This window comes from Achromobacter sp. EG18 (assembly GCF_059759395.1).
The window spans coordinates 3,062,695-3,076,654 of sequence record NZ_CM186213.1 but is presented as its reverse complement, the minus strand read 5'-3'; the positions used below and the strand labels follow the sequence as shown (position 1 = coordinate 3,076,654).

Sequence of the window (13,960 nt, the reverse complement as noted above, 5' to 3'; positions counted from 1 at the left end):
CCCTGGCCGTTTGGCGCAAGCGGCCGGATTATTCCGGAGTTTCCATGGCGCGTCTTCCCTACGCCGATCTGTCCCATCCCGAAGCGCGACCCCTGGTCGACCGTATCGTCGCCGAGCGCGGCAGCGTGCTGCACTTGTACCAGATGTTGCTGCACAGCCCGGCCGTGGCCGGCGGCTGGCTCAACTACCTGACCTCGATCCGGCAGTTGTCGACCCTGCCGGGCGACATCCGCGAATTGGTGATCATGCGGGTGGCGGCGATCAACGGCGCGCCCTACGAGGCCGACCAGCATGCGCCGATCGCGCTGAAAGAGGGCGTGTCGCAGGCCCAACTGGACGCCTTGTCCGACTGGGAGGCGTCGACCCTGTTCAGCGAGCGCGAGCGCGCGGTGCTTGCCTACACCGATGCCATGACGCGCCATGTGCAGGTGCCCGAGCCGGTGTTCCAGGCGGCTCGCGCCGCCATGGGATCGGAAAAACTGATCGTGGAATTGACCGCCACCGTGGCGGCCTACAACATGGTGTCACGCTTCCTGGAAGCGCTGCAGGTGCATTCGCACGATCATCGCTGAAGCGCGGCCCGGCCGTGGCCGCCGGGCCGGTGCCGGCGGTCTCAGGCGCGCTGCGCTTCGATCAGCGCGTCCAGCTTGATGGCATCGGCCACGAAGGCGCGGATGCCTTCGGCCAGCTTGTCGCTGGCCATGGCGTCGTCGTTGAGCTGGGTGCGGAAGGCCACTTCGCCCGAAGCGATGCGGGCGATATCGCCGCCCGCCGCATCGGCGCGCAACTGCGCCGGCGCGTCGCCCTCGGTCTGCGACAACTGGGTCAGCAGCTCGGGGCTGATGGTCAGCAGGTCGCAGCCCGACAGCGCCAGGATCTGGCCGACGTTGCGAAAGCTCGCGCCCATGATCTCGGTGGCGATGCCGAAACGCTTGTAATAGTGATAGATGCGGGTCACCGACTGCACGCCGGGGTCGCGCGCGCCGGCGTGGTCGGCTTCGACCCAGGCGGCGCCGGCGGCCTTCTTGTGCCAGTCGTAGATGCGGCCGACGAAGGGCGAGATCAATTGCACCTGGGCGTCGGCGCAGGCCACCGCCTGCGGCAGCGAGAACAGCAGCGTCAGGTTGCAGCGCACGCCCTCGGCTTGCAGCGCGCGGGCCGCCTGGATGCCTTCCCAGGTGGACGCGATCTTGATCAGCACGCGCTCGCGCGGCACGCCGGCGGCTTCGTACAGCGCGATCAGGGCGCGGGCGCGCTCGATGGTGGCGCGGGTGTCGAACGACAGGCGCGCGTCCACTTCGGTCGAGACGCGGCCGGGCACGATATCCAGGATGGCGCGGCCAAAGGCGACCAGCAGCCGGTCCATCAGCTCGGCGGTGGGCGCGCCGCGGTGGTCGCGGGCGGTCTTTTCGAGCAGCGGGCGGTAGGCGTCCTGCTGGACGGCCTTCAAAATTAGGGACGGATTTGTGGTGGCGTCGGTGGGACGCAGCGCCTTCATTGCCTCGAAATCGCCGGTGTCGGCGACAACGGTGGTGTGATTGCGCAGGGCGTCAAGTTGGCTGGACATGGACAATACGGCTCGCAGCATCAGGGGTTGAAGGTGCTTTAGCGTATCACCGAGCCGCCGACGGCGCTGTCACCGTTGGTATGGCAAAGGAGGGGCACGGCCGGCCCGCCGCGGCGGCTGAAATCTCCGATCTCAGCCTTATTTGGCGCGGTTCCCCGGGAAAAACGCCCGCTCAAGGTATAATTCCAAGGTTTGATTATCGATTCTAAAACCGGGGTTTACTGTGCTGCCGCAACTCTTTCCCGAGGGGATCAACCGCTTCCCTCCTGCAATTCTGGCTCTGGCGGACGGTACCATTTTTCGAGGCGTGTCGATCGGTGCGCCTGGCCATACCGTCGCCGAAGTGGTGTTCAACACCGCGATGACCGGGTACCAGGAAATTCTCACCGATCCCAGCTATAGCGGCCAGATCGTCACGCTGACCTATCCGCACATCGGCAACACCGGCGTCAACGCCGAGGACGTCGAAGCCAACCGCGTCTACGCCGCCGGCCTGGTGGTGCGCGACTGTCCCGCCCGCGTGTCGAACTTCCGTTCCACGCAATCGCTGCCCGAGTACCTGTCCGAGCAGGGCATCGTCGCCATTTCCGGCATCGATACCCGCAAGCTGACCCGCATCCTGCGTGAAAAGGGCGCCCAGGGCGCCTGCATCTTCGTCGGATCGGACGCCGACCGCGCCGTCGAACTGGCCCGCGGCTTTGCCGGCATGGCCGGCCAGGACCTGGCCAAGGTCGTCTCCATCAAGGACAGCACCACCTGGACCCAGGGCACCTGGCAGCTGGGCGAAGGCTACACCCAGCCCGACCAGTCCAAATTCCATGTCGTTGCCTACGACTTCGGCATCAAGTCCAACATCCTGCGCCTGCTGGCCGACCGCGGCTGCCGCCTGACGCTGGTGCCGGCCCAGACCAGCGCCGAGGAAGTGCTCAAGCTCAACCCCGACGGCGTGTTCCTGTCCAACGGCCCCGGCGACCCCGAGCCCTGCGACTACGCCATCGACGCCACCCGCGTGTTCCTGGACAAGAAGCTGCCGGTGTTCGGCATCTGCCTGGGCCACCAGATCATGGGCCTGGCCGTCGGCGGCAAGACGCTCAAGATGAAGACCGGCCACCACGGCGCCAACCACCCGGTGCAGGACCTGGCGTCCAAGCGCGTGTTCATCACCAGCCAGAACCACGGTTTCGCGGTCGACGCGGCCAGCCTGCCGGCCAATGCGCGCGTCACGCACGTCTCGCTGTTCGACGGCACGCTGCAGGGCTTCGAGCTCACCGACCGTCCGGCCTTCTGCTTCCAGGGCCACCCCGAAGCCAGCCCCGGTCCGCACGACATCCTGGAGCTGTTCGACAAGTTCATCAGCCTGATGTCCGGCCAAAAGTAAAGATTGCATCATGCCCAAGCGTACAGACCTAAAAAGCATTCTCATCATCGGCGCCGGCCCCATCATCATCGGGCAGGCCTGCGAATTCGACTACTCCGGCGCGCAAGCGTGCAAGGCGCTCAAGGCCGAGGGTTACCGCACCATCCTGGTGAACAGCAACCCCGCCACGATCATGACGGATCCGGAAACGGCCGACGTCACCTACATCGAGCCCATCACCTGGCAAGCCGTCGAAAAGATCATCGAGCGTGAAAAGCCCGATGCGCTGCTGCCCACCATGGGCGGCCAGACCGCGCTGAACTGCGCGCTCGATCTGGCCCACCACGGCGTGCTGAAAAAGCACAACGTCGAACTGATCGGCGCCAACGAGCACGCCATCGAGAAGGCCGAAGACCGCCAGAAGTTCAAGCAGGCCATGACCGACATCGGCCTGGAATCGGCCAAGTCGGGCGTTGCCCACAGCATGGACGAAGCCTGGGAAGTGCAGCGCCGCATCGCCGCGGAAGTCGGCACCTCGGGCTTCCCCGCCGTGATCCGCCCCAGCTTCACCATGGGCGGCTCGGGCGGCGGCATCGCCTACAACGCCGAAGAATTCGAAACCATCTGCCGCCGCGGCCTGGAAGCCTCGCCCACCAGCGAGCTGCTGATCGAAGAGTCGCTGCTGGGCTGGAAGGAATTCGAGATGGAAGTGGTCCGCGACAAGGCGGACAACTGCATCATCGTCTGCTCCATCGAGAACCTTGACCCCATGGGCGTGCACACCGGTGACTCCATCACCGTGGCGCCGGCCCAGACGCTGACCGACAAGGAATACCAGATCATGCGTAACGCATCGATCGCGGTGTTGCGCGAGATCGGCGTGGACACGGGCGGCTCGAACGTGCAGTTCGCGGTCAACCCCAAGAACGGCCGCATGATCGTCATCGAGATGAACCCGCGCGTGTCGCGTTCGTCGGCGCTGGCGTCCAAGGCCACCGGTTTCCCCATCGCCAAGGTCGCCGCGCGCCTGGCCGTGGGCTACACGCTGGACGAACTCAAGAACGAAATCACCGGCGGCGCCACGCCCGCCTCGTTCGAACCGTCGATCGACTACGTGGTCACCAAGGTGCCGCGTTTCGCCTTCGAGAAATTCCCCACTGCCGACGCGCGCCTGACCACCCAGATGAAGTCCGTGGGTGAAGTCATGGCCATCGGCCGCACCTTCCAGGAATCGTTCCAGAAGGCGCTGCGCGGCCTGGAAGTCGGCGTCGACGGCCTGAACCAGAAGACCACCGACCGCGAAAAGCTGCAGGTCGAGCTGGGCGAACCCGGTCCGGAACGCATCTGGTATGTGGGCGACGCCTTCGCGCAAGGCTTCACGCTGGACGAAGTGCACAACATCACGCACATCGACCCCTGGTTCCTGTCGCAGATCAAGGAAATCGTCGACATCGAGCTGGCGCTCGAACAGAAGACGCTGTCCGACCTGGACTATGCCACTCTGTGGGAACTGAAGCGCCGCGGTTTCTCCGATCGTCGCCTGGCGTTCCTGCTGGACACGGTCGAATCCGAAGTGCGCAAGCTGCGTCACCAGTTGAACGTGCGCCCGGTCTACAAGCGCGTGGACACCTGCGCCGCCGAATTCGCCACCCGCACGGCCTACATGTACTCGACCTACGAGGAAGAGTGCGAAGCCGCGCCCACCGACCGCAAGAAGATCGTGGTGCTGGGCGGTGGCCCGAACCGTATCGGCCAGGGCATCGAGTTCGACTACTGCTGCGTGCATGCCGCGCTGGCGCTGCGTGACGACGGGTACGAGACCATCATGGTCAACTGCAACCCGGAAACCGTCTCCACGGACTACGACACCTCCGACCGCCTGTACTTCGAGCCGTTGACGCTGGAAGACGTGCTGGAAATCGTCCACAAGGAAAATCCGGTCGGCATGATCGTCCAGTACGGCGGCCAGACTCCGCTGAAGCTGGCGCGCGCGCTGGAGGCCAACGGCGTGCCGATCATCGGCACCAGCCCGGAATCCATCGATATCGCCGAAGACCGCGAGCGCTTCCAGAAGCTGCTGAACAAGCTTGGCCTGCGCCAGCCGCCCAACCGCACGGCCCGCACGGAAGCCGAGGCCCTGGCCCATGCCGCCGAGATCGGCTACCCGCTGGTGGTGCGTCCGAGCTACGTGCTGGGCGGCCGCGCCATGGAAATCGTGCACGAGCAGCAGGACCTCGAACGCTACATGCGCGAGGCCGTGAAGGTCAGCAATGACTCGCCCGTGCTGCTGGACCGCTTCCTGAACAACGCCACCGAAGTCGACGTGGACTGCCTCGCCGACGGCGAAACCGTCTTCATCGGCGGCGTCATGGAACACATCGAGCAGGCCGGCGTGCACTCGGGCGACTCCGCCTGCAGCCTGCCGCCGTACTCGCTGTCGGCTGACGTCATCGCCGAGATCAAGCGCCAGACCGGCATGATGGCCAAGGCGCTGAACGTCAGCGGCCTGATGAACGTGCAGTTCGCCATCCAGGGTGGTGACGTCTACGTGCTGGAAGTGAACCCGCGCGCCTCGCGCACGGTGCCCTATGTGTCCAAGGCCACCGGCCTGCAACTGGCCAAGATCGCCGCGCGCGCGATGGCCGGCCAGACGCTGGCGGCCCAGGGCATCACCCGCGAAGTGGTGCCGCCTTACTTCTCGGTCAAGGAAGCTGTGTTCCCCTTCGTGAAGTTCCCTGGCGTGGACACCATCCTCGGCCCGGAAATGAAGTCGACCGGCGAAGTCATGGGCGTGGGCACCAGCTTCGGTGAAGCCTTCGTCAAGTCGCAGCTGGCCGCCGGCGTGCGCCTGCCGGAATCCGGCACGGTGTTCATCAGCGTCAAGAACCAGGACAAGCCCCGCGCCGTGGAAGTGGCGCGCGGCCTGCACGCCCTGGGCTTCAAGCTGGTGGCAACCCGCGGCACCGCCGCCGAGATCGAAGCGGCCGGCATCCCGGTGCAGTTGGTCAACAAGGTCACCGAAGGCCGTCCGCACATCGTCGACATGGTCAAGAACGGCGAGATCTCGCTGGTCATCAACACTGTCGAGGAACGCCGCAACGCCATCGCCGACTCGCGCACCATCCGTACCCAGGCGCTGGCGGCGCGCGTGACCTTCTTCACGACCATCGCGGGCGCCCGCGCGGCCGTCGAAGGCATGCAGTATCTGCGCCAGGGCCTCGGCCTGCAGGTTTACCCGCTGCAGGAACTTCACGCGTCTTTATTGGACAAATAACGCTTGGGCGCGCAGGGGGCGCGTCTCAAGTGAATCAAGGACAAAAGAATGAAGTGGTTCATTCTGGCGTTATTCATCGTGTGCGCCACGGTAGTTCACTACCGTGGCCGCGTACGACACCGGTTCTCGCGGCAGGCGTTGGATCATTCCACCTTCACCGCGCCGCTGAACTGCTTCATGTACGCATTCTCCAGCGTGCCCAACAAGCCCTATCTCGATCTGGACCAGTTCCCGGAACTGAAGGTCTTGCTGGACCGCTGCGACGAAATCCGGGCCGAGGCCGTCAACCTTTATGGCGACGGCCACATCAAGGCCTCGGACAAGTACAACGACGCGGGCTTCAACTCGTTCTTCAAGACGGGCTGGAAGCGCTTCTACCTGAAGTGGTACGACGCCGACCATCCGTCGGCCGAGGCCCTCTGCCCGGTCACGACCAAGCTGCTGGCGGGCATCCCGACCATCAAGGCCGCCATGTTCGCCTCGCTGCCGCCGGGCAGCCGGCTGCCGCGCCATCGTGATCCCTACGCCGGTTCGCCGCGTTTCCACATGGGCCTGATCACGCCGAACAGCCCCGACTGCTACATCAACGTCGACGGCCAGGAATACTACTGGCGCGACGGCGAGGCGGTCGTGTTCGACGAGACCTTCATCCATTACGCCGAAAACAAGACCGACCAGAACCGGATCATCCTGTTCGCGGACGTCGAGCGGCCCATGCGCTATCGCTGGGCCCAGGCGTTCAATCGCGTGGTCGGCGGTTTCCTGCTGCGCGCGGCCGCCGCGCCCAACCAGGAAGGCGACGCCACCGGCGGCATCAACCGCATCTTCGGCGCGGTCTACGCCGTGCGCCGCTTCGGCAAGGCGCTCAAGAAAAAGAGCAAGCCGCTGTACTACCTGTCCAAGTGGGCGCTGGTGGCGGCGATCTTCGCGCTCATCTTCCTGTAAACCCGGCGCCAGCGTTCCTGTAGCATAGCGGGCGGAGCCTCTCGTCCGGGAGGCTCCGCTTTTTTACATCCGACCGGGGCCACCTTCATGGACAGGGTTTTCATCACCGGCGCCAGCAGCGGCCTGGGCCGCGCCCTGGCACGACGCTACGCCGCCAGCGGCGCCACGCTCGGCCTGCTGGGCCGGCGCGAAGACGCGCTGCGGGAACTGGCCGACAGCCTGCCCGGCCAGCATCGCTGCTACGCCGTGGACGTGCGCGACCGCCAGGCGCTGCATGCCGCCGCGCAGGATTTCATCGCCTTCTGCCAGGGGCGGGTGGACGTGGTCATCGCCAGCGCCGGCATCAGCGCCGGCACCCTGACGGGGCATCACGAGGACTATGAGGTCTTCAAGGCCATCGTCGATACCAACCTGCTGGCGACCGTGGCGACCTTCGAACCCTTCGTCGAGCCGATGCGCGCGGCGGGCGGCGGCCGGCTGGTCGGCATCGCCAGCGTCGCCGGCGTGCGCGGGCTACCGGGCGCGGGCGCCTACAGCGCCTCCAAGTCGGCGGTGGTGACCTACTGCGAAAGCCTGCGGCTGGAACTGGCGGGCGACGGCATCCGTGTCGTCACCATCGCGCCGGGGTACATCAAGACCGCGATGACGGCGCACAATCCGTACAAGATGCCGTTCCTGATGGACGCCGACAAGTTCGCGCAGCGCGCCCAGGCGGCGATTGGGCGCGGCACCACGTACACGGTGATTCCCTGGCAGATGGGCGTGGTGGCGAAACTGATGCGCCTGCTGCCCAACGCGGTCTACGACCGGCTAGCGCGCAACGCGCCGCGCAAGCCGCGCAAGGCGGACAAAGCCGGCTGAGCCGCAGGGCGACAGCGGCCAGGGCGCCAGGACGACACCCTGGCGCCGGCCGTCACGGCACGACGTCGTCGCCGACCTCGGCGGCCACGTGGCCCACGTCGCCCCAATCCAGCACTTGCCACTGGCGGCCGCGCACGCCGACCCGGTTGATGCTGACGTTCAGCAATGCCGCGTCGCGCGGCGCATTCAACGGCACGCCGCTGGCATGGCGCCAGATGATGTCCAGCACGCCGCCGTGGGTGAACATCAGGATGCGTTCGCCGTCATGGCGGCTGGCCACGTCATCCACCGTGGAGATGACGCGCGACTGGAACTGGCCCAGCGTTTCGCCGCCGTCCAGCGCGCGCAGCGGATCGCGGCTGCGCCAGGCGGCCGCGGCTTCCGGCGCCAGCACGTCGATGCGTTCCAGGTCCAGCCCTTCGAGCACGCCGAAGCCGCGTTCGCGGATGCCGGGCTCGACCCGCACGCGCAGGTCTAGCTGTTCCGACACCGGCGTGGCGGTGGCATGGGCGCGTTGCAGGTCGCTGCTGTAGATGGCGTGGATCGGCGTGCTGCGGGCGTCTTCACGCAGGCGCGAGGCCAACAAACCGGCCTGGTTGCGGCCGAATTCGTTCAAGGGGATGTCTTGCCAGCCCTGCAGGCGGCGCTGGCGGTTCCAGTCGGTTTCGCCGTGGCGGATGAACCAGATTTCAGTCATTGCGGTGTCGATACGGTGGGGAAGGGCGCGGGTGGCGGACCGACCCGGCTCAGAGCGGCTCGGGCGCGACTGGCGCGCGCGGCTTCCAGATGGCTTGAATCACCGAGCTTAACGCGACCAGCGCGGGCTCGCTAGCGCGTTCATAGGGCAGGATGAAACCCAGCATGGCATCGGCCCGCGCCTGGCCCCACACCATGAAATCGCCCGAGGCCGCGCCGGCCAGCGCGGTTTCCTCGCGCAGCAGCGCGCAACCGGCGCCGGCCCGCACCAGCGCTTCCAGGTTGGCTTGGTCGTCGTTCTGCATGGCGATGCGCGGCGACAGGCCGTGGCGCTCGAACATGTCGCGCAGCAGCAGGTGAGTGTGGCTGCCGGCCGGGCCGTCCAGCCACGGCAATTGCGCCACCTCGCGCCAGCCGCCGCGCTTGAGCACGGCGGCATGTTCGGTCGGCAGCGCGATGCGGTAGCGCACGCTGCGCAGCGGCAGCCACAGCACGCCGCGCGGCGGGTGCGCGGCGATGGTCAACGCCGCCGGCAGCCGGCCGGTGCTGACCTGCTCGGCCAGCACGGCGGTGGGCTGGATCTGCGTCTTCAGTTCGATCAGCGGCAGCCGCTGCGTGATGGCCGCCGCCAGCTCGCCCAGCCGCAGGAAGTCAGGCTTCTCGCTGGGCAGGCCCAGTTCCACCACGCCCTGCAGGCTGCCTTGCAGTTGCTGCGCCTCGGACTTGAATTGCGCGCCCAGCACCAGCAGCGATTCGGCCGTGGGCAGCAGCATCTCGCCGGCCTTGGCCAGGGCCAGCCGTCCGCCGCTGCGGTCGAACAACGCCACGCCCAGGCTCTGCTCCAGCGCCTTGATCTGCGCGGTGACGGCGGGTTGGGTCAGCGACAGCGCTTCGGCGGCCCGCGTCAGGTTGCCCAGGCGGGCGACGGTGACGAAGGCGCGGATCTGATAGATTTCCATGCCGCCTTTGTAGGGGAAGCCGGCTCAGGCGGCAAGCAGCCGTACTTGCGTCGGCTCCAACCCGATCGACACCGGCGCGCCCACCGGGAACGGCGACAGCCCCGCCAGGTGCGACTGGTCGGCCGTCAGGCGCTGTTCGCCGATCTGCACCTGGTAGCGGGTGAACTCGCCCAGGAACTCGCTGCTTTCCACCACGCCCGGCAGCCACACATAGCGCGCGTCGCCCAGTCCGTCTGCCATCTCGATCTGCACCGTGTGCGGCCGGAAGCTCGCCGCCAGGCGCTGCGCCGCCGGCGCCTCGGCCGCCAGCGGCAGGTGCAGGTCGCCCACGCCTTCCACCGCCAGCACCACGCTGCCGCTGGTGCGCTCGCGCACCTCGCCTTCCAGCACGTTCATGGTGCCGACGAAGTTGGCCACGAAACGGTTAACCGGGTAGTCGAACAGCGTGCTGGGCGCGCCGATCTGCTGCACTACGCCGTGGTCCAGCACCGCCATGCGGTCGGCGGTGGTCATGGCTTCTTCCTGGTCGTGGGTGACGAAGATGGTGGTGATGCCGAGCCGCCGCTGCAGGCTCAGCAGGTCCTGCCGCATCTGCACGCGCAGCTTCTTGTCCAGGTTCGACAGCGGTTCGTCCAGCAGCAGCACCTGCGGCTCGATCACGATGGTGCGCGCCAGCGCCACGCGCTGCTGCTGGCCGCCGGACAGTTGGTTGGGGCGGCGGCGCGCGTATTGCGACAGGCTCACCAGTTCCAGCGCGGCCTCGACCTTGGCGCGGATCTGCTCGCGCGGCAGCTTGCGCTCGACCAGCCCGAACGCCACGTTGTCCCACACGGTCATGTGCGGCCACAGCGCATAGTTCTGGAACACCATGCCGATGTTGCGCTCCCATGGCGGGATGGTGCTGATGTCCTTGCCGTCCACCAGCAACTGACCGGCGTCCTGCCGGTTGAAGCCCGCGATCAGGCGCAGCAGGGTGGACTTGCCCGAGCCCGACGGCCCCAGCAGGGCGAAGAACTCGCCCGGCTCGATGTGGATGTTGACGTCCTTGAGCACTTCGGTTTTGCCATACGACAGCCGGATGTTGCGGCATTCAACGCTGACTTTCTTCATGTCGATTCCCCTTGATTCAGGCCGTCTCGTCGTGACGCGCCGGGCGCTGGCGCGCCTGGGCGCGTTCCACCAGCAAGTGCGAGACATACGTGCCGACCGCGACCGCGGCCACCGCCAGCACGCCCAGCGCCGCGCCGGGGCCCCGGCCCGCCGCGCTTTGCATGTACAGATAGATGCCATAGCTCATCGGCGCCTGGCTGTCCTTGGTGACCAGCATGATGGTGGCCGACAGCTCCACCGCCGCCGTCACGAAGCTTGTCACGAAGCCGGCCAGCATGCCGCCCGCCATCAGCGGCACCACCACCCGCCGGATGGTGCGCAGGCGCGTCGCGCCCAATGATTGCGCCGCTTCCTCCAGCGATACGTTGATCTGCTGCAGCGCGGCCACGCACGAACGCAAGGCGTACGGCAGCCGCCGCACCGAGTACGCGATCATGATGATGATCCACGACGAGGTCAGCAGCGTGCCGGTGCCCGGGATCTCCACCCCGCGGAACGTGCGCAGCAGCCCGATCGCCAGCACGATGCCCGGGATCGCCAGCGCCGCCGAGGCCAGGAAGTCCAGCCATTGGCGCGCCGGCAGCCGGGTGCGCAGCATCAGGTAGGCGATGGCGGTGCCCAGGATCACATCCACGCCCGCCGCCAGGCCGCAATAGAGCAGGGTGTTGGCGAGCATGCCCTGCGATTCGCTGAACACCGCGCCGTAGTGCGCCAGCGTGTAGCCGTCCGGCAGCGGCGCGAAGCTCCAGACGCTGGCCAGCGACAGCAGCAGCACGCCCATGTGCGGCGACAGGACCAGCAGCAGCACCAGGACGATCCAGCCATAGGCCAGCACGCTCTCGGCCGGCCGCAGCTTGCGCTTCTGGATCGAGTTGCCGCCCTTTTGCAAGGTGGAATAGTCGCGCCCCTTGAGCACTCGCGCCGACAGCCACAGCGCCAGGATCGAGAAAGCGATCATGATGACGCTGATGACATAGCCCAGCGGATCCTCCAGCCCCACCTGCGTGATGCGCAGATAGGCCTGCGGCGCCAGCATGTTGGTGGTGCCCAGCACCAGCGGCGTGCCCAGGTCGTCGAACACCTTCACGAACACCAGCGAGGCGCCGGCCACGTAGCCCGGCAGCGCCAGCGGGAAGATCACGCGGCGGAACAGCCGGAAGCCGCGCGCGCCCAGGTTGAAGGCCGCTTCCTCCATGGCGCCGTCGATGTTGCGCAGCGCCACCACCAGGTTCATCAGGATGAACGGGAAGTAGTGCAGCGCCTCGACGAAGATGACGCCGTTCAGGCCTTCCATGAACGGGATGGTGAAGCCGAACCAGTCGTTCAGCAGCAGGTTGACGCTGCCGGAACGCCCGAAAATCAGCTGCATCGCCACCGCGCCGACGAAGGGCGGCATGATCAGCGGAAGCACGCCCAGCGTCTGGATGATGAGCGCGCCGCGGAAATCGAAGCGCACCGTGAAGTACGCCAGCGGCACCGCGATCAGCGAGGCCAGCAGCGCCGACCAGCCCGCCACGTAGAGGCTGTTGAAGAACGCCTCCAGCATCAGCGGCTGGTTGAAGAACGCGCCGAAGTGGCCGATGGTGAAGCCGCCATCGGCATTGACGAAGGCGCTGTAGAACACCGTGCCCACCGGCACGGCCAGGAACAGCGCCAGGAAACCCAGCACCAGGAGCGCGGCCAGCACGGGGCCGGCGGGCAGGCGTGAATGGCCCGGAAGATTCATCGAGATTCCCGTAAAGGTTCAAGACAGGCCGCCCGCGGCGGGGCGGCGGCCGGACGGGGCGAGCCCCCCGTCCGGCGCGAGCCGGGCCTACAGCGCCGCGGCTTCCCGCGCCAGCTTCACGGCCTGCTCATAATTGCTCTTGGCCGTGCCGTTCCATTCGCCTTCCAGCTTGGTGATCTGCTGGTTGACCGCGGCGTCCTTCTTGTTGCCGCTGAAGATCTTCAGGAACTCGGGATCGGCGGCCTGCTTGCCATCGACCAGCGGCGCCCAGGCCAGCTTGCGGGCCTGCGCCAGCAGTTCGGCCGGCTTGCCGCTCTTGCCCTTGTCGCCGAGCTTGGCCTCGGCGTCGTAGATCGCCTTGGTCGCCGCCTGCAATTCCTTCAGGCGGAACGTGACGGTCTGGTCGTACAGCGACTGCACCACGTAGTAGCGCGTCTGCGACAGGTCGGCGTTGAACTGCACCTTGCTGCGGCGCGCGATCTCGGCCGGGTCGGGGTAGCCCTGCGGCACCTTGCCCGCCAGCGCCGAATACGGCAACACCGGCAGGCGCGAGATCTTCGGTTCCAGCAGCAGCTCCTGGCCGGCCTGGCTGAGCGTGAAGGCGATGAACTTCCTGCCTTCCTCGGCGTTCCTGGCGCCGTCGATCAGCGCGATGTTGGCCGGCACGATGGCGGTCTCGGAGGGATAGACGAATTCCACCGGGAACTTCGAGTACTTGCTCGACAGGCCGAAGAAGTCGATCACCGGACCCGCGCCGAACTGGCCGTTGTTGACGCCGTCCGGCACGCCGAACGAGCGCTCGGTCACGGCGCTGCTGTTGCCCGACATGCGCAGCAGCGTGTTCCAGCCGTCGTCCCAGCCTTCGCCCTGCAGGATGGTCTCGACCGTCAGGTGCATGGTGCCCGAGCGCGACGGCGAGGTGATGCCGACGTGGCCGAACCAGTGTGGCGCCAGCAGGTCCTTCCATTCGACCGGGGCGGGGATCTTGTGCGCCGCGATGTAGCGCGTGTTGTAGACGATGCCGTAGCCGGCCAGCGCCTGGCCCAGGTACATGCCGCCCGGGTCGTTGATGGGGTAGTTGCCGATCTTGTCCGGCACGTCCTTGTTGGCGACGTCCGCCGATTTGGCCAGCAGCTTGTCGCGTCCCAGCACCTCGAAGGCGTCCGGCGCGCTGGCCCAGAACACTTCCGGGCGCTGGCCGGCCGGCGTCTCGCGCACGTAGGCGATGCCGGACACGGTGTTCTTGTTGAGGATTTCCAGCGTGATGCCGGGGTTGGCCTTCTCGAACGCGGTCTTGTAGGCCTGGGTCAGGTCTTTCGGGAACGACGTGATCACCGTGACGGTGCCCGCCAGGGCGGGGGCGGCGCAGGCGGCCAGCAGCGCCCCTGCAAGGGCTGTGCGCATTGCATGCATGGTTTGTCTCCGTGGTTTTTTCGATTTGTCCGGAGACCTTAGCGGCTGCATG

11 protein-coding genes are annotated in these 13,960 nt (G+C 66.9%); 5 read left to right on the top strand and 6 right to left on the bottom strand.

Translation table 11 applies throughout. The features are described 5' to 3' along the window. Nucleotides 1-44 precede the first annotated feature (44 nt). Entirely contained in the window at nt 45-572 is a 528-nt protein-coding gene (locus AC6CR5_RS13960) for a carboxymuconolactone decarboxylase family protein (RefSeq protein WP_172999842.1), read from the top strand. Nucleotides 573-613: 41 nt separating this feature from the next. Here AC6CR5_RS13960 and tal read toward each other — a convergent pair whose 3' ends face one another. Then, on the bottom strand, nt 614-1,567 hold the full coding sequence (gene tal / locus AC6CR5_RS13955) for a transaldolase (protein WP_006385489.1): 954 nt from the start codon (nt 1,565-1,567) through the stop codon (nt 614-616). Nucleotides 1,568-1,790: 223 nt separating this feature from the next. On the opposite strand from tal, the gene carA reads away from it, so the two are divergent. The 4 genes from carA (at nt 1,791) to AC6CR5_RS13935 (ending at nt 8,004) form a co-directional block, all read left to right on the top strand. Beyond that, the gene (gene carA, locus AC6CR5_RS13950) at nt 1,791-2,945 is read left to right on the top strand and encodes a glutamine-hydrolyzing carbamoyl-phosphate synthase small subunit (RefSeq protein WP_006385488.1); all 1,155 of its coding nucleotides are present in this window, start codon (nt 1,791-1,793) and stop codon (nt 2,943-2,945) included. A 10-nt stretch (nt 2,946-2,955) separates the two neighbouring features. Further along, the gene (gene carB, locus AC6CR5_RS13945) at nt 2,956-6,198 is read left to right on the top strand and encodes a carbamoyl-phosphate synthase large subunit (protein WP_047993223.1); all 3,243 of its coding nucleotides are present in this window, start codon (nt 2,956-2,958) and stop codon (nt 6,196-6,198) included. 48 nt (nt 6,199-6,246) lie between these two features. Continuing rightward, nucleotides 6,247-7,143 (top strand): lipid A hydroxylase LpxO, encoded by an 897-nt coding sequence (gene lpxO, locus AC6CR5_RS13940; RefSeq protein WP_498085716.1) that lies wholly within the window; start codon nt 6,247-6,249, stop codon nt 7,141-7,143. Between the two features lie 87 nt (nt 7,144-7,230). Then, the gene (locus AC6CR5_RS13935; RefSeq protein ID WP_020926780.1) at nt 7,231-8,004 is read left to right on the top strand and encodes an SDR family oxidoreductase; all 774 of its coding nucleotides are present in this window, start codon (nt 7,231-7,233) and stop codon (nt 8,002-8,004) included. Between the two features lie 52 nt (nt 8,005-8,056). Here the strand turns inward: AC6CR5_RS13935 and AC6CR5_RS13930 are convergent, their stop codons facing one another. The 5 genes from AC6CR5_RS13930 to AC6CR5_RS13910 form a co-directional block, all read right to left on the bottom strand. Then, nucleotides 8,057-8,701, bottom strand: coding sequence for a histidine phosphatase family protein (locus tag AC6CR5_RS13930; protein ID WP_020926781.1), 645 nt, complete (start codon nt 8,699-8,701; stop codon nt 8,057-8,059). Nucleotides 8,702-8,750: 49 nt separating this feature from the next. Further along, nucleotides 8,751-9,659 (bottom strand): LysR family transcriptional regulator, encoded by a 909-nt coding sequence (locus tag AC6CR5_RS13925; RefSeq protein WP_047993222.1) that lies wholly within the window; start codon nt 9,657-9,659, stop codon nt 8,751-8,753. Nucleotides 9,660-9,683: 24 nt separating this feature from the next. Beyond that, the gene (locus AC6CR5_RS13920) at nt 9,684-10,769 is read right to left on the bottom strand and encodes an ABC transporter ATP-binding protein (protein ID WP_150101812.1); all 1,086 of its coding nucleotides are present in this window, start codon (nt 10,767-10,769) and stop codon (nt 9,684-9,686) included. A gap of 16 nt (nt 10,770-10,785) precedes the next feature. After that, nucleotides 10,786-12,495 carry an ABC transporter permease gene (locus AC6CR5_RS13915; RefSeq protein WP_498085715.1) on the bottom strand — a complete coding sequence of 570 codons (1,710 nt, stop codon included), beginning with the start codon at nt 12,493-12,495 and terminating at the stop codon, nt 10,786-10,788. Between the two features lie 87 nt (nt 12,496-12,582). After that, nucleotides 12,583-13,908, bottom strand: coding sequence for an ABC transporter substrate-binding protein (locus tag AC6CR5_RS13910; RefSeq protein ID WP_024070093.1), 1,326 nt, complete (start codon nt 13,906-13,908; stop codon nt 12,583-12,585). Between the last annotated feature and the right edge of the window lie 52 nt (nt 13,909-13,960).

Coding starts and splice junctions, on each gene's coding strand:
- AC6CR5_RS13915 (WP_498085715.1), bottom strand. CDS start 12,495: ATGAATCTTCCGGGCCATTCACGCCTGCCCGCCGGCCCCGTGCTGGCC.
- AC6CR5_RS13910 (WP_024070093.1), bottom strand. CDS start 13,908: ATGCATGCAATGCGCACAGCCCTTGCAGGGGCGCTGCTGGCCGCCTGC.
- lpxO (WP_498085716.1), top strand. CDS start 6,247: ATGAAGTGGTTCATTCTGGCGTTATTCATCGTGTGCGCCACGGTAGTT.
- AC6CR5_RS13920 (WP_150101812.1), bottom strand. CDS start 10,769: ATGAAGAAAGTCAGCGTTGAATGCCGCAACATCCGGCTGTCGTATGGC.
- carB (WP_047993223.1), top strand. CDS start 2,956: ATGCCCAAGCGTACAGACCTAAAAAGCATTCTCATCATCGGCGCCGGC.
- AC6CR5_RS13930 (WP_020926781.1), bottom strand. CDS start 8,701: ATGACTGAAATCTGGTTCATCCGCCACGGCGAAACCGACTGGAACCGC.
- AC6CR5_RS13960 (WP_172999842.1), top strand. CDS start 45: ATGGCGCGTCTTCCCTACGCCGATCTGTCCCATCCCGAAGCGCGACCC.
- AC6CR5_RS13935 (WP_020926780.1), top strand. CDS start 7,231: ATGGACAGGGTTTTCATCACCGGCGCCAGCAGCGGCCTGGGCCGCGCC.
- AC6CR5_RS13925 (WP_047993222.1), bottom strand. CDS start 9,659: ATGGAAATCTATCAGATCCGCGCCTTCGTCACCGTCGCCCGCCTGGGC.
- tal (WP_006385489.1), bottom strand. CDS start 1,567: ATGTCCAGCCAACTTGACGCCCTGCGCAATCACACCACCGTTGTCGCC.